We start from the raw sequence: 18235 nt of genomic DNA on the forward strand, positions 1-18235 counted from the left end.
GCACCTTCACCGTATTAAAAAAAAGAAAAGTGCAAGTGTGTTCATCAAGAGAATTAGGACGAGAAGTCGTTTTGTATGACTAACGTTCCTAGCGTTTTTGTGTGCGAGACTTTGCAAGTCAGAAAGTAGACTGTAGCACATCACGATGTCTTGCCTTGAATGGGCAAGTAGGCGGTCGGAAGTGGATTTGTCCAATTGATAGTTTGGAAGTTCACCGTCTTCCAGAAGACCTAGTTCACTGTGAAGTATGTTCTTACCTAAAGCGCGAGCAATGGCCCGCTCTTCTTCGATCTTCCCCAATACAGAACCAATGACTTTTGCGCCTGAAGCAGCAATAGAAAAAGATTTTTCAGCTTCTGTTGGTTGCGATTCTGGCATGGGGTGCTCCTCAATTCAATCTTACTGCAATACCTTTGGCGGCCATATATTCTTTGGCCTCTTGAATGGTGTAATCGCCGAAGTGGAAAATGGAGGCGGCGAGCACGGCACTGGCGTGGCCTTTGGTGACGCCCTCAACGAGGTGGTCGAGATTGCCGACCCCGCCGCTCGCGATAACGGGGATGCCGACAGCGTCCGCGATGGTGCGGGTCATGGCGAGGTTGAACCCCGCCCGCGTGCCGTCACGGTCCATCGACGTCAACAAAATCTCACCCGCGCCTTTGGATTCTATGAGTTTGGCAAACTCCACCGCGTCGATGGGCGTGCCATCCGCACCGAGGGCGGCCTTGCGTCCGCCGTGGGTGAAGATCTCCCACTTGATGCCATTGCCGTTCTCGTCGGTTTCGACGGTTTTCGCGTCGATGGCGCAGACGATGCACTGCGACCCGAACCGGTCCGCCGCGCGCGCAATCACATCGGGATCGGCCACCGCCGCCGAGTTGAAGGAGACTTTGTCCGCGCCCGCAAGCAACAGATTGCGCACGTCCTCGGTGGTGCGCACGCCGCCGCCGATGGTGAGCGGCATGAAACATTGCTCGGCCGTGCGCGTGGCCAGATCGTACATGGTGCCACGGTTTTCGTGGGTGGCGTGAATGTCGAGGAAACATAGCTCGTCCGCGCCCGCCAGATCATAGGCCCGCGCACTTTCAACGGGGTCGCCCGCGTCGATCAGATCGACAAAATTGACACCTTTGACTACACGGCCATCGGCCACGTCGAGACAGGGAATGATGCGGGTTTTGAGCATGGGGGGGCCTTTATGTCAGTTGCCCATGTCTTTAAAGCGCGGGGGGTAGGGATGCAATGTCAAGCGCGCGGCGTCAGCCTTTCGTGCGTTTCCGGATATCGCGCAGGACAACAGCGATCAGGATGATCACGAACAGTCCGGCCGCGGGCAGGGTGATCAGCAAAAGCCAACCGGACAGAAACGCCGCCCCGAGCGTGCCACCCCAGTCCTGACCATTCACCATACAGGCGTAGGCACTCGCCTCATCGAGGCGACAGCCGTGTTTTGCGGCAAAGTTGCTCGCCCAGAGGATGGCAGCAACGGGTGACAGGCACATCAGGATGCCGAGCGACAAAGAAACGTACAGCTGCTTTTTCATCCCTTTAGCGTGGCCAAGGCTTCTTTCAAATCGATCGCGCCGTCATAAAGCGCGCGGCCCGAGATGGCACCGTCGAGCGATGCGCCGCAGGATTTGAGGGCTTGTAGGTCGGCAATCGAGGACACGCCGCCCGATGCGATCACGGGGATCGATACGGCGCGGGCGAGGGCTGCGGTCTCCTCGACGTTGGGGCCTTGCATCGCGCCGTCGCGGTTGATGTCGGTGTAGATGATCGCGGCCACGCCGGCATCCTCGAAGGATTTGGCCAGATCGGTGGCGGTCACGTTGGTTTCCTCGGCCCAACCCTTGGTCGCCACCATGCCCTTGCGTGCGTCGATGCCCACGGCCACATGGCCGGGAAAGGCCCGCGCGGCTTCGCGCACCAGATCGGGATTTTCCACCGCAACCGTGCCAAGGATCACGCGCTGCAGGCCACGGTCGAGCCACCGTTCGATGGTGGCCATATCGCGAATGCCGCCGCCCAGTTGCGCCGGCACGTTGCACTGTTTGAGGATTTCCTCGACGGGGGCGGCGTTCACGGGTTCGCCCGCAAAAGCGCCGTTCAGATCGACAAGGTGCAGCCACTCACAACCCGCGTTGACGAACTCCAACGCTTGGGCGGCGGGGTTTTCGTTGAACACGGTCGCCTGATCCATTTCGCCCTTATAGAGCCGCACGGCATGGCCGTCTTTGAGGTCGATCGCGGGGTAGAGGATCATTGTGTGTTTCCTTGTTGGTGGGGTTTGTCACCCTTTGCCACGATTGGCGCGGTAATGCAAAGGGCGGGTCAGGGCGGTGCGGGGAATCGCGCAACGCCTTAACCGGGTGATAACGCATCGCCGCGTAGAAATTCCCCAACGTTATTCTTGCCACCAAACCCCGCGCACCCACAGGATGGGACCGAGAGATTCAGGGAGGATCATCAATGAAAAAGATTATCGCAACGGCTGTTCTGGCCTTTGGCCTTGCCACCCCCGCGTTTGCCGCCGATCCGGTGGAGGGCATCTGGCAGACAGAGGTCGATGACGGGGCTTATGCCTATGTCACGATTGCGCCATGTGGGGCGAACTTCTGTGGCACCATTTCGCGCACGTTCAACTCGGACGGCGAATATAATTCCCCCAACAAGGGCAAACAAATCGTCCGCGACATGGCGCCGAAAGGCAACGGCAAGTTCGAGGGCAAAGTGTGGCGTCCCTCCAATGACAAGATCTACATCGGCAAGCTGGACCTGTCGGGCGACCGTATCAAGCTCAAGGGCTGCGTCGCGGGCGGGATGTTGTGTTCGTCACAGACTTGGGCGCGCATCAAGTGATCCGAGCGCCACACCGGCGATGAAACGATACGAAAAGGGGCCGCTGTGGCCCCTTTTTGCTGTGGCCTGATCGACCGGCGTTGGCGGTTCCGGCGGGCTCAGGGGGCCCAACCGAGAAAGTTGGAGATCATGCGCAGGCCCGTGTGTTGGCTTTTTTCGGGGTGGAACTGGAACCCGATCATATTGTCGCGGCCGACGATGGCGGTGATGTCGCCCGCGTAATCCACATGTGACAGGCGCTCGGTGTCCTTGGTCACGTTGAAATGGTAGGAGTGGACGAAATAGGCGTGATCGCCCGTTGCGATGCCGTCCAGAACCGCGTGGGGGTGATCAATCACGAGGTCGTTCCATCCCATGTGCGGTACTTTGAGCGTCTTGTCCGAAGGCGTGATTTTCACCACATCGCCACCGATCCAGTCGAACCCCGCGGTCTGTGCATATTCGTGGCCGCGGGTCGCCATCATCTGCATCCCGATGCAAATGCCCATAAAGGGCCGCGCCTTGACGGTTACAGCTTCCTCGATGGCTTCGAACAAGCCGGAGCGGTCAAACAAATGCGCTTTGCACGCGGGAAATGCGCCATCACCGGGCAAGACAATGCGGTCGGCTTTGGCCACCACATCGGCCTCGGAGGTGACAACGATTGTGCCGGAGCCGCGTTCGTTGGCCATCCGTTCGAACGCCTTGTGCGCCGAGTGCAGGTTGCCGCTGTCGTAATCTACGAGGACCGTAAGCATGGTGTGCGTCTCCTATTGCCGTGCATGGGAAGTGCCGCCAAATGCGCGCAGGGTCAAGGGGGCAGTCGGGCGCATATGCCGTGCCCTGCGTCAGGATGCGGGGACTGCGGTCAAATTCTACCCCTGCGGTGTTCGCGACCGGTTTGGTAACGTTCGGGAAACTTACGACGTAACGTACTCATTCTTTTGGCTATTCACCATCTTGACACCCCGATCGTGCAGACGCAGTTTGCGCACGACCCTGCCTCGTGGGGTCCATCTGGAATGGCCCACTCTTATCCCTGTAACGAGTGTTGTTTTATATGGTCGGGTGCATTTCCGGCCCGGTCGCGGCCTTGCTGCGGCCGGGAATTTCCCTTAGGTCAACCTGATCCCCGTTGCGGTCGCGGCAGGCAAAAAGCGCACCCGGTGGGGGTGCGCTTTCTCGATGTCTCGGGACTGTCGATGTCATGGGCCTGTCGGCGTGCCGTGCGTGGCGCTTACAGCTTGCCTTTGGTAGAGGGCAGGGCGCCTGCGGTGCGCGGATCGGTCTCGACCGCCATGCGCAGGGCGCGGGCGACGGATTTGAATGCGGCTTCGGCGATGTGGTGGCTGTTGATTCCGTGGATGCGATCCACGTGCAACGTGATGCCGCCGTGGGTCGAGAGGGCCTGAAAAAACTCGCGTACCAATTCGGTGTCAAAGGTGCCGATTTTGGCCGATGGAAAATCGACGTTCCACACCAGAAACGGACGCGCCGAGAGGTCAAGTGCGGTCGACACCTGTGTGTCATCCATCGCCAAGGCAAAGTGGCCATAACGGCGGATGCCCATTTTGTCGCCCAGAGCCGCCACAAGCGCCTGACCGAGCGCGATGCCGGTGTCCTCGACCGTGTGGTGGTCGTCGATGTGGGTGTCGCCCGTGGCACGCACGGTCATGTCGATCAGGGCGTGGCGCGACAACTGGTCAAGCATGTGGTCGAAAAAGCCCACGCCGGTTTCGTTGTCGTACTGGCCAGTGCCGTCGAGGTTGATCTCGACGCTGATCTCCGTCTCTGCGGTTTTGCGGGTGATAGATGCCTTGCGCATACGGGCTAATCCTCTTTGGTTCGCGGCCTGTATAGCCGTGACCGGTCGCCTTTGCCAAGCGGATGTCGCAGCCCCCGTGCGGGGCCGTGGTTTGTGCGGGCATAGGGCGGGCAGGGGGCGTCATGGCGGAGCGGCGCCGTGTGGCGGGTTTTCGCGCAGGCCGGAGCGCCCCCGAGCGGCGTTAAGGAAAAATTCATTAATAAAGGCGAAACCTGAATTGATGAAACCTAAACGAAAGGTCTCCACATGCGCGTTCTAGTTTTAAATGGTGAACGGGAGACCTCGGCGGCTTGGTCGGCGGCGCTTTCGGCGCGGGGCCATGCGGTGTTTACCGCCTCTATCCCCGAGAATGCGATGGAGATGCTGCGCAGCGAAACCTTTGATCTGATGATTTTCGATATTCTGGTCGGCGACGGGAGCGGGTTGGGCGTGGCGCTTTTGGCCGAGTTCCATCAACCCAACTGTGCGACCATGTTGGTCTCCAACTTTGACCCCGCGTTTCAACAGGACCTGTTTTCGCGTCTCTCAAGTCTCAAGGCCGTTTTGGGACGAGGGTCGCCCGTCGAGGATCTCGTGACCTTTGCAGAGAGCTGTGTGGAGGACGCGGGCGGGCATGACCCCGTGTCAAAGCCCGCGCAGGCACACGCCTGACCGACCGCGCCGCAGAACGCACTTTATACATAGGACCACGCTACGGCGGTTGGCATGACGCATCCCGGGTCCGGACGGGCCAACGGTTCAGGGCTGCAAAGCCGCAGATGTCATCCGTGGATGTGGCGTGTTTCTATCAAACAGTTCGGGAGGAAATGGAGCGGGCGAGGCGATTCGAACGCCCGACCCTAACCTTGGCAAGGTTATGCTCTACCCCTGAGCTACGCCCGCTCGGCGTGTCACCTGTTACGTCGGTGTCTCGAACGTTTCCTTTGAACGACATGCTTGGGTATCGCACATCAACCAATCCGGAGACTGGAGGAAAATTGGAGCGGGCGAGGCGATTCGAACGCCCGACCCTAACCTTGGCAAGGTTATGCTCTACCCCTGAGCTACGCCCGCTTCCTTGGGTGAGGTGGGATTTAGGACGTCACGCGCTTGGCCGCAAGGGGAAAATCGGACAAATGCAGATTTTTTCTATTTCCCCTTAAAACAGCGCGTGTCCGAGCACGGCCAAGGAGAGCGACAGCAGCAAAAGATAGGTCAACACCGCCCCGTAATACCGGAGTTTATAGCCCGTCGGGGATTTGAGGCCGACAAAGTTTGCGACCCGTGTTGCAATGAGGGCGACCCCCGCGCCGTGCAGGACAAGGGCAGGTGCCCCTTGGGCTTCGGACAGGGCGATGAGGATGAGGGTGATCGGGGCATATTCGTTGAAATTGCCATGGGCGCGGATGCGAATGCCAAGATCGGCATGACCGCCATCGCCCATGGAGATTTTATGCGCGCCACGCCCCAAGGAAACGTGCAGCGAGACATAGGTGTAAAACAGGCCGATGAGGCCCGCGTAAATGGCGGTGATGTGAAACATGGGGGGCTCCTGTTTGCGCTATCGTCGTCCCATCTTTGCGGGGTGCATCGGGACTTGTCCATCCAAAACTGAACGGATCGGTTTAGATTTTCGCATATGGCAAAGAAAAAGGGCGCCGCGATCTGCGACGCCCTTTTCGGGATTGGTGTGGCGGGGCCTATTCGAATTCGACCAAAAGGTCCTTGGCGTCGATCTGGTCCCCCGGTCCGACATGCAGTGCCTTGACGGTGCCATCGGCCTCGGCGGTGATCGAGGTTTCCATCTTCATCGCCTCGATGGTCAACAGCACATCGCCCTGTTTGACCTCCTGACCCACGGTGACCGCAATTGTCGCCACAACGCCGGGCATCGGCGCGCCGACATGGGCGGCATTGCCAATCGCGGCTTTGGGGCGGGCGACTTTGGTGGCGGCCACAGAGCGGTCCGCCACGCGCACGGTGCGCGGTTGGCCGTTGAGTTCAAAGAACACTTTGACCTCGCCCTCTTCGTTGGCCTCCGACATCGCCTGACAGCGGATTTCGAGTGTCACACCCTCGGCGATGGAGACGGAAATCTCCTCGCCGGGTTCCATGCCGTAAAAGAAATTCTGCGTCGGTAGCGTGCGCACGGGGCCGTAGGTTTCGTGGCGCGCGCGGTAGTCGGTGTAGACCTTCGGATACATCAGGTAGCCGTTGAGATCCTCGTTGTCGATCTCGTCGCACTCGAATTTGGCGCACAGCTCGGCGCGGGTGGCCTCGAGGTCCACGGGCGGCAGGTGCTTGCCCGGGCGCTCGACGTTGGGCTTTTCGCCCTTGAGCACCTTTTTGACGATGGCGGCGGGGAAACCACCGGGAGGTTGGCCAAGGTTGCCGCGCATCATGTCAATGACGCTGTCGGGGAAGGACACCTCGGTCTTGGGGTTTTCCACATCGGCGCGGGTCAACCCCTGGCTGACCATCATCAAGGCCATGTCACCGACCACTTTGGAGCTTGGCGTCACTTTGACGATATCACCGAACACCTGGTTGGCATCGGCATAGGCCTGAGCCACCTCGTGCCACCGCTCCTCAAGGCCAAGCGAGCGCGCCTGTGCTTTGAGGTTGGTGAACTGACCGCCGGGCATCTCGTGCAGGTAGACCTCGGAGGCAGGGGCCTCGAGGCCGGATTCAAACGCGGAATACTGGTGGCGCACGGCCTCCCAGTAGTTCGACATTTCGCGGATCGCGGAGATATCCAGACCCGTGTTGCGCTCGGAGAACCGCGTGGCCTCGACGATGGAGCCAAGGCAGGGTTGTGATGTGCCGCCCGAAAAGGCGTCCATCGCCACGTCCACCGCGTCCACGCCTGCGTCAGCGGCGGCAAGGATGGTCGCGCCGGCAATGCCGGAGGTGTCGTGGGTGTGGAAGTGGATCGGCAGGCCGACCTCGTCCTTGAGCGCCTTGATCAGCATTGCGGCCTGCGCCGGTTTCAACAGCCCCGCCATGTCCTTGAGGCCAAGGATATGCGCACCTGCGGCTTTGAGGTCCTGGCCCATTTTGACGTAGTATTTGAGGTCGTATTTCGGACGGGTCGGGTCAAGCAGGTCGCCGGTGTAGCAAATCGTGCCTTCACAGACCTTGCCACTTTCAAGCACGGCATCCATCGCCACGCGCATGTTCTCGACCCAGTTGAGGCTGTCGAACACGCGGAACACATCGACGCCGGTGTCGGCGGCCTGTGCCACGAACGACTGGACCACATTGTCGGGGTAGTTGGTGTAGCCGACGCCATTGGAGGCACGCAGCAACATCTGCGTCATGATATTGGGCATCTTTTCGCGAATGTCGCGCAGGCGCTGCCACGGGCATTCCTGCAAGAACCGGTAGGCCACATCGAACGTCGCGCCGCCCCAACATTCCACAGAGAACAGTTGCGACAGGTTCGAGGCATAGGCGGGCGCGGCATTGATCATATCGATCGAACGCATCCGCGTGGCCAAGAGCGATTGGTGGCCGTCACGCATGGTGGTGTCGGTGATCAAAAGCTGTTTCTGGGCGAGCATCCAGTCGGCCACCGCTTGTGGGCCTTTGGATTCCAACAACTGACGTGTGCCGGCGGGCGGCACGGCGTTGTGGGCCTTGGGGGCAACGGGTTTGCGGGCCTCGGCGGCGGGTTGGCTGCGGCCGACCGTTTCGGGGTGACCGTTCACGGAGATATCCGCGAGATAGGTCAGGATTTTGGTCGCACGGTCGCGGCGCGGTTTGAAATCGAACAGCGCAGGGGTCTCGTCGATGAATTTGGTGGTGTATTCATTGTTGAGGAAGGTCGGGTGCTTGAGCAGGTTTTCCACAAAGGCGATGTTGGTCGACACGCCACGAATACGGAACTCGCGCAGCGCACGGTCCATACGGGCAATCGCGGCCTCTGGCGTGCGCGCCCATGCGGTCACTTTGGTCAGCAAGCTGTCGTAATAGCGCGTGATCACAGCACCCGAATAGGCGGTTCCACCGTCAAGGCGGATGCCCATGCCCGTGGCCGAGCGATAGGTGGTGATGCGGCCATAATCGGGGATGAAGTTGTTGGTGGGATCTTCGGTCGTCACGCGGCACTGGATCGCGTGGCCGTCGAGTTTCACATCATATTGCGATGCAACACCCGTGGCGGCGGTGAGCGATTTTCCCTCCGCGATCAGGATCTGGGCGCGCACGATGTCGATGCCCGTGACTTCCTCGGTGATGGTGTGTTCCACCTGAACGCGCGGGTTCACTTCGATGAAGTAGAACTTGCCGCTGTCCATATCCATCAGGAATTCGACGGTGCCGGCGCACTCGTAGTTGACGTGTTCACAGATTTTCTTGCCCAAGGCGCAAATCTCTTCGCGTTGGGTTTCGGACAGGTAGGGGGCAGGGGCGCGTTCGACCACTTTCTGGTTGCGGCGCTGCACCGAACAGTCGCGCTCATAGAGGTGGTAGATGTTGCCCTGGCTGTCGCCGAGGATCTGCACCTCGACGTGACGGGCGCGCACGATCATCTTTTCGAGATAGCCCTCGCCATTGCCAAAGGCGGCTTCGGCTTCGCGGCGGCCTTCCTTGACCTTTTCTTCCAACTCTTCGGCATTGAACACCGGACGCATGCCGCGTCCGCCGCCGCCCCAGGAGGCTTTGAGCATCAGGGGGAAACCGACCTCTTCGGCCTCTTTGCGGATCGCGTCGAAATCATCGCCGAGCACGTCGGTGGCGGGAATGACCGGCACGCCCGCTTCCATCGCCACCCTGCGTGCCGAGGCCTTGTCGCCAAGCTCGCGCATGGTTTTGGCTTTCGGCCCGATAAAGGTGATGCCCGCATCGGTACAGGCATCCACAAAGTCGGGGTTTTCCGACAACAGGCCATAACCGGGGTGGATCGCATCGGCACCACAGGCCTTTGCCACGCGGATGATGTCGGCGATCGACAGGTAGGCGGCCACAGGCCCCATGCCTTCGCCGATCTTATAGGCCTCGTCCGCCTTGAACCGGTGCAGGGACAGTTTGTCCTCTTCGGCGTAGATCGCCACCGTGCGTTTGCCGAGTTCGTTGGCCGCGCGCATAATGCGAATGGCAATCTCGCCGCGGTTGGCGATCAGGACCTTTTTGAATTCGGGCATGGTGGCAGTCTCCATCGTGCTTGAGGTGTTTAATGGGCGCAGAGTAGGGGTTTCTGCGGTGCAGTAAATCCCCAAATCTACTTAGTTGCGGTGATGAATACTGTTAGCGCGAACAAAAGAAAAGGGCGGCCAGACAAGCCGCCCCCCGGAATGGGTGACGCAGGGGGATGACGCAGGGGTACAATGCCTATGCGTGATCGGGGTTGCGCGGCGTGTGGCGCGATTCCAACGGGAGTTCCTCAAGCAGAAAGGCAAACAGCAGACCGGCAAAGGCCAATGCGGCGGCAATCGCGTAAATGGGGCGCAGGGCCGTCGAGACGGTGTGCGCCAACATTGCTTGGGCCTCGGCGGGCAGCGCGGCAAGGTGTTGCGGTCCCAGTTCGGCGACATTGCCCAAGCCCGGCATGTCGACGCCGCCCGTCAGTGTCGCAAGCCGCGTGGCAAAGAGCGCCCCGCGTGCATCGCGGCGCCTCGAACGCCTTGAAAAGGGGTTTCGGGCGACCGACGGGCGACTCCATCGGTGCGCTGTTGGAGTTTGATATGGTGCTGTTCCACTGGCGCCGCATGGCGGAGCGTGGCGAGTTCAAGGGCAAGGTTCTGGAGAGCGTAGACGAAAAGCTCGACCCTGCCATGTTGCAAGGCCTGTTGTCTGTGGCGCAAATCGGTGCGGGTTTGGGGCGTCATGCGCCGCAGGAGCCGACCATCGGATTGGTCGCGGAAATGATGGCCGTGGACCCGTCACGGGCTTCGCGAATCGTGTCCGGATTGGTCGAACGCGGGTTCGTGGTCCGCGCGGCCGCACAGGATGATGCCCGCAAATCCATTTTGAGCATGACGCCCAAGGCCGGTGCCTTTCTACGTCAGTTTACGCTTTCCAAATGGCAAATCATGTCGGGCATTTTCGAGGCGTGGGAGGCCCATGAGATCGAGGTTTTTTCGCGACTGATGCAGCGGTATGTCGGTGATCTGGCTGCGGCCTTGAATCCACCCGGGGACGGGTCGCGCACATAGTCATCCGGTTTGGTCCGGACTGCGGCGCATCACGCGCCACGCCACGGTCTGTGGTATGGCGTTTTTCGTGCGAACAATTGCAGAACATGCTTTTCCTCCGGACTGCATGTCTGTAGTCTCGCGCCCATGAGCAGTTTCAGTGAAGATGACGCCTTCGAGGCCGCAGCCCCACCCGCAAACCGTCCCTCCCTGAGCCAGATGGCGATGGGGGCGCGGCCAACACCCTATCTGGAAGGGCTCAATCCCGCGCAGCGCGAGGCGGTCGAGGCCCTGGATGGACCGGTTTTGATGCTCGCGGGCGCAGGCACGGGCAAGACCAAGGCGTTGACCTGTCGCATTGCGCATCTGCTCAACACCGGGCGCGCCCGCCCCAATGAAATCCTCGCCGTGACCTTTACCAACAAGGCCGCGCGCGAAATGAAAGAGCGCGTTGGGGCGCTTATGGGGCAATCGGTTGATGGCGTGCGGTGGCTCGGCACATTCCACTCGGTCTGTGTCAAACAATTGCGCCGCCATGCCGAACTGGTCGGGTTGAAAAGCAACTTTACCATTCTGGATACCGACGACCAGATCCGCCTGCTCAAACAGTTGATCCGTGCGGCGGGTATGGACGACAAGCGGTGGCCGGCGCGGCAACTCGCGGGGTTGATCGACGGGTGGAAGAACAAGGCGCTGACCCCCGCCAAACTGGGCGCCGCCGACGAGATGGCCTTCAACGACAAGGGCAAGGTGCTCTACGCGCAGTACCAACACCGCCTCAAAGAGCTGAATGCCTGTGATTTCGGTGATCTGCTTTTGCATATGGTGACGATTTTCCAGAACCATCCCGACCTGCTCGCCGACTATCAGCGGTGGTACAAGTATATCCTCGTGGACGAGTATCAGGACACAAACGTGGCGCAGTATATGTGGCTACGCCTGTTGGCGCAGGGGCATCGCAATATCTGTTGCGTGGGCGATGACGATCAGTCGATCTACGGGTGGCGCGGGGCCGAAGTGGGCAATATCTTGCGGTTTGAAAAGGATTTTCCCGGCGCAAAGGTGGTGCGCCTCGAGCAGAACTACCGCTCGACCCCCCATATCCTCGCCGCCGCCTCAAGCGTGATTGCCGCCAACTCGGGCCGTTTGGGCAAAGAGCTATGGACCGCCGAACAGGACGGCGAACTGGTCCGTTTGATCGGCCATTGGGATGGCGAAGAAGAGGCGCGGTGGGTCGGCGAAGAGATCGAGGCGATGCACAGCGGGACGCGGGCGCGGTTGCGCAAGTACGCGCTCGACGATCAGGCCATTCTCGTGCGGGCCTCGCATCAGATGCGGGCCTTTGAGGACCGGTTTTTGACCATTGGCTTGCCCTACCGCGTGATCGGTGGGCCGCGCTTTTACGAGCGGTTGGAAATCCGCGACGCGATGGCCTATTTCCGCGTGGTGATCTCCCCCGAGGACGATCTGGCGTTCGAGCGGATCATCAACGTGCCAAAACGCGGTGTCGGGGACAAGGCGATGGCGGATATCCAGATCACCGCCCGCGCCAACGGTGTCTCCCTTAAAGAGGGCGCACGGATTGCCGTGCAAGACGGATTGCTCAAGGGCAAGGCCAAATCGGGCGTGGCGCAGTTGGTCGATCAATTGGACCGGTGGTCGTCGCTCTGCGTTCAGCAAATCCGCGTCGACGGCATCGCCGATGAGGACGCGGTAATCGAGCGCGACGAAGAACCCGCAGAGATCAGCCATGTCGAGTTGGCCGAGATGTTGCTCGACGAGAGCGGCTATACCGCGATGTGGCAAAACGACAAAAATCCGGATTCGCCCGGCCGTCTCGAGAACCTCAAGGAACTTGTTAAGGCACTGGAGCAGTTCGATAATCTCGGTGGATTTCTCGAACACGTCTCCCTGATTATGGACAACAGCAGCGAAGAGCATGGCGAAATGGTCACGATCATGACGCTGCACGGGGCCAAGGGACTGGAGTTCCCCGTGGTGTTCCTGCCCGGGTGGGAAGAGGGTCTGTTCCCGTCTCAGCGCTCGATGGACGAGAGCGGCCAAAAGGGCCTCGAAGAGGAGCGGCGTCTGGCCTATGTCGGCATCACGCGGGCCGAGGAATTATGTACGATTTCCTTTGCGGGCAACCGCCGTGTGTATGGCCAGTGGCAAAGCCAGTTGCCGTCGCGGTTCATCGACGAATTGCCCCCCGAGCATGTGGATATTCTCACCCCGCCCGGCCTGTATGGCGGTGGCTATGGGGCGGCATCATCCGGCGGGTTTGGTGGGGACGCGGGGGCGGGCATGTCGGCGTCTTTCGAGAGCCGCGTGTCCAAGGCCGATGCCTATAATTCACCGGGGTGGAAACGCCTGCAGAGCCGCAGTCAGCGCAGCGGTGCCGCCACAAATGTGCGCAGCTCCAAAGGGGGCGGCGGGATGACGATCGACGCCAAAGCGGCGGCGGTGTTTACCGTGGGCGATCGCGTGTTCCACCAGAAATTCGGTTATGGTCAGGTGTTGCAAATCGAGGGCGACAAGCTTGCCATCGCGTTCGACCATTCGGGCGAAAAGAAATTGGTGGCAAGTTTTGTGATCCCTGCGGACAAGGCGGGTGATGTTCCGTTTTAATACGGTTTTGCGATCTCTGGTCGTGCGCGTTTAATCGGGCATTAACTGCCGTGAGGTAAAGTGATTGACGTAAGTGTAAGTGCGCCAATGACAAAAACCATATACGCCATAGATAGCCAGTTCGCGGTGTCCACCGGATCGAATGTCAATTCGAGCGCGGGCAGGTCAAGGTTTGACTACCCGCCAAACTCGACGAAGGACCTCGTGATCACGTCTCAAGACGGCGATCCGGATCCGTTCGTGTTCAATCCTGGTGATGTCTACACGGTGACCTTTGGCGGCAATGGTGGGACAACAATTCAAAACGCCACAATTCTTCGATCCGACTATGGCGTTTGGGATGGCGACGAGGGCCACGCGGTTGTGTTCGAGGGGCTGGATAGCAACGGTAACCCTGCCCAAGTGGTCTGGACGCCGGAATTCGATCTTGAGGCATGGTATTGGAACAATCATTCCGGTGGTACGCCTCCCGAATTCTACACCACCGATCAGGATGGTGCGACGCTCTATCAGGCAGTGTGTTTCGAGGCCTCGATGTTGATCGAGACCCCGGTGGGCGCACGTCCTGCGGGCGAATTGAGGGCGGGCGACATGATCGTGACGCGCGAACACGGGGTGCAGCCGATCAAATGGGTGGCGCAACGGGCGGTGCGCGGATGGGGGCGTCACGCCCCTGTGGTGTTCGACGCGGGGACCATCGGTAATCGCGATACGCTTGTGTTGAGCCAACAGCACCGTGTTTTGTTCGATGCGCCGGAGGCGGAGGCGCGGTTTGGCGCCCGCGAGGTTCTGATTCCCGCTGTGGCCTTTATCAACGGGGATACCATACGCTTGCGCCCGCGCGACATGATTACCTATGTGCATGTTTTGTGCGCGGGGCATGAATTGGTGTCGTGTCAGGACGTGGTGTGTGAAAGCCTGTATTTGGGCAAAGTGGCGCGGGGCGTGATCGGTGCCATGGAGGGGGGCGACGCGACGGCGGACAGCGGTGCGATGGAAACCTTTATGGATGTTTTCGCCTCGGGCCCGGATCAGGAACCCGCGCGGCCGTTTTTGACCGTGCGCGAGGGCATGACGCTTATGGCGGACATTGCGGGCCTGCCGCCGTCCAAGCCCGTGATGTTCCTCAAATCGGGATTAAAGAATGCATGGCCCTATCAGTTGAATCCCGCCAAGGGGTTGGATGCGGACGGGTTGCTCGGGCTTCCGGCCTTTGTGAAAATCGTCACCCGCGCGGCCTGATGATGCGCTAACCGTGACGCGGCCCCGTGAGGCTCAAGCTTTCGGGGTGGTGCCTGCCGCGCAAATGCCAAAGGCCCCGCTGCATGTTGTGGGGAAAGCGGGCGCGCCCCCCCCCTGTTTCAATGTTTCAATCCACCCGCTCTGTGCCGGTCATTTGACGGGGCCATACCCCGTGACGTGTCCCGCGGGACAGGGGGCGGCTCTGTATGCGTGCGATTTCCCCCATATTCCGGTGCCGCCCGAGGTCCGGACATAAAAAAGCGGTGATGTCAGGGAGGAGGAGAGACATCACCGCTTTTTAGCACACGATCTCTCAGGGAGGAGGAGAGAAAGACCGATCTATGGTGGAGCGTGTTGCTCCGGATTAGGTGCGGCGATGCAGGGAGGAGGAGAGCATCGCCGCTCTGGTCTTCGGGGCCCTAAGGGAGGAGGGAGGAGCCCGAATTCCGGTTGTTAGGTGCGGCGATGCAGGGAGGAGGAGAGCATCGCCGCTCTGGTCTTCGGGGCCCTAAGGGAGGAGGAAGAGGCCCGAATTCCGGTTGTTAGGTGCGGCAATATCAGGGAGGAGGAGAGATATTGCCGCTTCGATCAGAACCCCAGGGAGGAGGAGAAGGGTCCGATTTCGAAAGTCTTAGTTGCCGTAAGCCGCTTCGTACGCGATGGACCGGATCGTGGAGCGTGCGAGGCCCAGATCAGCCAGGTCACGGTCGCTCAACTCGTTCAATTCGTTCATCGTTTCGCGGTACACTGTGTAGCGTGCGTAGCGCTCGGAGATGTTTGCGAACAAGCCGAAGAGACCGGCGGAAGCGGGCGCAGCTGCGCGGATGTTGTTTACGTAAGCCATTGTGCTCTTGCCTTAATGTGCGTGAGAGCGATTTGCTCTCGGTGGTTCGGGTGGCGGTTGGAACTGTCGTTGTAACGACATGTCCTGTTCGCCTTGGTTGTCCCTAAGATGGGGGAATTGCTGCAGATGCACAATCCGCCGTCTTGTCATTGCCGCTATGCAGAAAATGCATGACCGATACTGACCTAATTTGAAGGCGCTTTGGGTCATTGTTGTCCAAATGGACAATAAATGAGGGGGTTGCGGTGGGTATGTGGTGGAAAAACCCGCCCGAAAGGCATATCTGAAAGGGGAATAGGGAAAAGGGGATGACCAATATGCCCGCACTACATGACAGAATCATGACGCTTCTTGACGGGGTTTTACTTCCGGACGGAACAAGCCTTGCTTCGGGGAATCGCATTCGCGCATTGAGCGAACAGGGGGGCAAGGTCAGTTTTGTGATCGAGGCCCCTGATGCCGCTGCTGCCCGCGCGTGGGGCGGCGCACAGGCGCAGGCGAAAGCCGCGATCGAAGCGCTCGACGGTGTGGATACCGTTTCCATCGTTATGACTGCGCATGGCCCCTCCGGCAGTGCGGCCCCCTCGGCCCCCGCCTCCCCCGCAGGGGCGCAAGGCGAGCCGCCAAGCCTCAAAATCGGACGTCACCCGACCCCGCAACAAGGCAAATCCAAACCCTCGGGGATCAAAAATATTATTGCGGTCGCGTCCGGCAAGGGGGGCGTGGGCAAATCCACCGTCTCCGCCAATCTCGCCGTTGCTCTGGCCAAACAGGGGCGCAAGGTCGGTCTGTTGGATGCGGACATCTACGGTCCAAGCCAACCGCGGATGATGGGCGTGACCAAACGCCCCGCATCACCCGATGGCGAAACCATCGAGCCATTGCACGCGCATGGCGTCACGATGATGTCGATCGGCCTGATGATCAAGGATGGCGAAGCGGTGGTCTGGCGCGGTCCGATGTTGATGGGTGCGATGCAACAGATGCTCGGTCAGGTCGCATGGGGTGAATTGGACGTCTTGTTGATCGACATGCCTCCGGGCACCGGTGATGTGCAATTGACCCTGTGCCAGAAAACCGAACTGACGGGTGCTCTGGTGGTGTCAACGCCACAGGATGTGGCTTTGATCGATGCGCGGCGCGGCATTTCGATGTTTGAAAAGCTGAACGTGCCGGTTCTTGGCCTGATCGAAAATATGTCCACATATATATGTCCCAATTGCGGACATGAGGAGCACCTGTTCGGGCATGGCGGTGTGAAGGATGAAGCCGAGAAAATGGATGTGCCGTTTCTCGCGCAGCTGCCTCTTGCGCTTGATACCCGTGTGGCGGGCGATGCGGGGGTGCCGATTGCGGCGACCGACAGTCCGCTCGGTGTGCCGTATATGGAACTGGCCGCGCGGCTCATTGCGGGCGGGATTGCCTGACGTGATGATCCGGGTGTTGTCCCTTCGGGGCGCTTTTGCTCTCAAATAGGCGCAACACTGTGCCGACGGTCCTGAATGTCGCCGCGTAGGGTATGTCCTGCGCGGCGGTTTTATGTGCGGTGTCCCGCGTGTGGGTCGCGTTACGGGAATTCATGGCACAGATGGGATTTCTTGGGAGGGCGACCATGGTATTCGCGGGAAATAGGGGGATTTTCCCCAATTTCGAATCAGATGCCTGTGGATAACTTCGTGGAGAGTCTGTAATTCCGGCGTATTTTGAATTTTTTTTGACCGGCGCGGGAATTTCTGGCCCTTCCGTATGACTTACTATATGTGGTGTTGTTTGGCTCTTTTTTGTCAATTTATGGTAAATATTTCGTGACTTAATGTCTCTAGTTCTAGGGTGTGGGGTGCGTCAAATCCCATATCTGGTGGGCTGTGCATAATTTACCCGTTGATTACCATGAAATCCCGTGACATGTTGTTTGTATCCGGTGAGACGGGAATGAGCGGCACATACAAGACCGCGAATAAAACAAAATAAAAGTCAGGCTTCATACAGGCACCTCTCTCACCAGAACACAGAGATCCGGCGCGCGAGCGAGCAGACATCCCCCCAGGTGGCGCGCGCAGTCGGACATCCCCGGAAACGGGACGAGGGCGGCGAATTGAGCGGTGGCAGCAGCTCGGTTCGCCGTTCTCCATTTCAGGCCCTGATTTCCAACGAAACTTTGGGTCGACAGTATTTTTGGGTCGACGGGCCCGCCCGATGAGTGGAGCCGCGAGGCTCGCAAGATTGTAATAGGAGCCACGATTTGGCTGGCATGTTCATAGGCGAACACACCTTTAAGGTGGACGGTAAGGGGCGCGTGTCGATCCCTGCCGATTTTCGTCGTGAACTCGAAGAGGGCGATCCTCTGTCAAGCCAGACAGGCCGCCCGCGTATGGTCATCGTCTACGGCCACGACGCCCAAAAACAACTCATTGTTCACACCTATGAGGGCTACAAAGCCCTCGCGGCCGATATTGCGGCGCTTCCGCGTGGGTCGGAAAAGCGTAAAATCATGCAGCGCATGATCCTCAACCGTGCGCGTCCCACCGAGGTGGACGCGGATGGTCGTCTGGTTCTGCCGCAGCCGCTTCGTGATAAAATCGGCCTCGACGGCACGGCGTATTTCGCGGGTATGGGCGAGACATTTGAAATCTGGAAGCCCGAGACCTTTGAGATTGAAGACGCCAAGATCACCGATGGGTGGTTGGCCGAACAGGGCGACGATTTCGACCCGCTCTCTTTGCTTGATGAATTAGGAGCGTAGGC

General features: G+C 59.7%; 17 protein-coding genes and 2 tRNA genes. 7 read left to right on the plus strand and 12 right to left on the minus strand.

Translation table 11 applies throughout. From position 1 onward, the window contains the following. Positions 1-6: 6 nt before the first annotated feature. From ACN0Q0_RS09150 to hisA, 4 genes are all read right to left on the minus strand, one after another. Positions 7-378, minus strand: a complete 372-nt coding sequence (locus tag ACN0Q0_RS09150) for a hypothetical protein (RefSeq protein ID WP_417243081.1) — start codon at positions 376-378, stop codon at positions 7-9. Positions 379-388: 10 nt separating this feature from the next. After that, positions 389-1186 carry an imidazole glycerol phosphate synthase subunit HisF gene (hisF, locus tag ACN0Q0_RS09155; RefSeq protein WP_417243082.1) on the minus strand — a complete coding sequence of 266 codons (798 nt, stop codon included), beginning with the start codon at positions 1184-1186 and terminating at the stop codon, positions 389-391. Between the two features lie 73 nt (positions 1187-1259). Beyond that, entirely contained in the window at positions 1260-1544 is a 285-nt protein-coding gene (locus ACN0Q0_RS09160) for a hypothetical protein (RefSeq protein ID WP_417243083.1), read from the minus strand. Continuing rightward, the gene (gene hisA / locus ACN0Q0_RS09165; protein ID WP_417243084.1) at positions 1541-2263 is read right to left on the minus strand and encodes a 1-(5-phosphoribosyl)-5-[(5-phosphoribosylamino)methylideneamino]imidazole-4-carboxamide isomerase; all 723 of its coding nucleotides are present in this window, start codon (positions 2261-2263) and stop codon (positions 1541-1543) included. The genes ACN0Q0_RS09160 and hisA overlap by 4 nt, the downstream gene beginning before the upstream one ends. A 206-nt stretch (positions 2264-2469) precedes the next feature. Between hisA and ACN0Q0_RS09170 the strand changes: the two genes are divergently transcribed. After that, positions 2470-2859, plus strand: a complete 390-nt coding sequence (locus ACN0Q0_RS09170; RefSeq protein ID WP_417243085.1) for a DUF2147 domain-containing protein — start codon at positions 2470-2472, stop codon at positions 2857-2859. A 98-nt stretch (positions 2860-2957) separates the two neighbouring features. Here the strand turns inward: ACN0Q0_RS09170 and hisH are convergent, their stop codons facing one another. Both hisH and hisB read right to left on the minus strand, forming a co-directional pair. Continuing rightward, positions 2958-3596 (minus strand): imidazole glycerol phosphate synthase subunit HisH, encoded by a 639-nt coding sequence (gene hisH / locus ACN0Q0_RS09175; RefSeq protein WP_417243086.1) that lies wholly within the window; start codon positions 3594-3596, stop codon positions 2958-2960. A 479-nt stretch (positions 3597-4075) separates the two neighbouring features. Beyond that, the gene (hisB, locus tag ACN0Q0_RS09180) at positions 4076-4663 is read right to left on the minus strand and encodes an imidazoleglycerol-phosphate dehydratase HisB (protein ID WP_417243087.1); all 588 of its coding nucleotides are present in this window, start codon (positions 4661-4663) and stop codon (positions 4076-4078) included. A gap of 246 nt (positions 4664-4909) precedes the next feature. On the opposite strand from hisB, the gene ACN0Q0_RS09185 reads away from it, so the two are divergent. After that, a complete protein-coding gene (locus tag ACN0Q0_RS09185) occupies positions 4910-5314 on the plus strand; it encodes a hypothetical protein (RefSeq protein WP_417243088.1) in 405 nt (134 codons plus the stop codon). A gap of 156 nt (positions 5315-5470) precedes the next feature. Here the strand turns inward: ACN0Q0_RS09185 and ACN0Q0_RS09190 are convergent. The 5 genes from ACN0Q0_RS09190 to ACN0Q0_RS09210 form a co-directional block, all read right to left on the minus strand. Then, a tRNA-Gly gene (locus ACN0Q0_RS09190) sits at positions 5471-5545 on the minus strand. A gap of 96 nt (positions 5546-5641) precedes the next feature. Beyond that, positions 5642-5716, minus strand: a tRNA-Gly gene (locus tag ACN0Q0_RS09195). Between the two features lie 85 nt (positions 5717-5801). Next, on the minus strand, positions 5802-6185 hold the full coding sequence (locus tag ACN0Q0_RS09200) for an MAPEG family protein (protein ID WP_417243089.1): 384 nt from the start codon (positions 6183-6185) through the stop codon (positions 5802-5804). Positions 6186-6342: 157 nt separating this feature from the next. Then, positions 6343-9786 (minus strand): pyruvate carboxylase, encoded by a 3444-nt coding sequence (locus ACN0Q0_RS09205; RefSeq protein WP_417243090.1) that lies wholly within the window; start codon positions 9784-9786, stop codon positions 6343-6345. A gap of 187 nt (positions 9787-9973) precedes the next feature. Beyond that, positions 9974-10192, minus strand: coding sequence for a hypothetical protein (locus tag ACN0Q0_RS09210; protein WP_417243091.1), 219 nt, complete (start codon positions 10190-10192; stop codon positions 9974-9976). A 50-nt stretch (positions 10193-10242) separates the two neighbouring features. Between ACN0Q0_RS09210 and ACN0Q0_RS09215 the strand changes: the two genes are divergently transcribed. From ACN0Q0_RS09215 to ACN0Q0_RS09225, 3 genes are all read left to right on the plus strand, one after another. Then, the gene (locus ACN0Q0_RS09215) at positions 10243-10797 is read left to right on the plus strand and encodes a MarR family winged helix-turn-helix transcriptional regulator (RefSeq protein WP_417243092.1); all 555 of its coding nucleotides are present in this window, start codon (positions 10243-10245) and stop codon (positions 10795-10797) included. Positions 10798-10923: 126 nt separating this feature from the next. Beyond that, positions 10924-13404 (plus strand): ATP-dependent helicase, encoded by a 2481-nt coding sequence (locus ACN0Q0_RS09220; protein WP_417243093.1) that lies wholly within the window; start codon positions 10924-10926, stop codon positions 13402-13404. A gap of 87 nt (positions 13405-13491) precedes the next feature. Further along, complete coding sequence (locus ACN0Q0_RS09225; protein ID WP_417243094.1) at positions 13492-14646, plus strand: Hint domain-containing protein; 1155 nt, start codon at positions 13492-13494, stop codon at positions 14644-14646. A 631-nt stretch (positions 14647-15277) separates the two neighbouring features. Here the strand turns inward: ACN0Q0_RS09225 and ACN0Q0_RS09230 are convergent. Continuing rightward, positions 15278-15490, minus strand: coding sequence for a DUF1127 domain-containing protein (locus tag ACN0Q0_RS09230; RefSeq protein WP_417243095.1), 213 nt, complete (start codon positions 15488-15490; stop codon positions 15278-15280). 317 nt (positions 15491-15807) lie between these two features. On the opposite strand from ACN0Q0_RS09230, the gene ACN0Q0_RS09235 reads away from it, so the two are divergent. Continuing rightward, positions 15808-16917 carry an Mrp/NBP35 family ATP-binding protein gene (locus ACN0Q0_RS09235; protein WP_417243276.1) on the plus strand — a complete coding sequence of 370 codons (1110 nt, stop codon included), beginning with the start codon at positions 15808-15810 and terminating at the stop codon, positions 16915-16917. An 824-nt stretch (positions 16918-17741) separates the two neighbouring features. Then, positions 17742-18233, plus strand: coding sequence for a division/cell wall cluster transcriptional repressor MraZ (gene mraZ, locus ACN0Q0_RS09240; RefSeq protein WP_417243277.1), 492 nt, complete (start codon positions 17742-17744; stop codon positions 18231-18233). Positions 18234-18235: the final 2 nt, after the last annotated feature.

It is taken from the genome of Celeribacter sp. (genome assembly GCF_048259695.1).
In the GTDB taxonomy this organism is placed as follows: domain Bacteria; phylum Pseudomonadota; class Alphaproteobacteria; order Rhodobacterales; family Rhodobacteraceae; genus Celeribacter.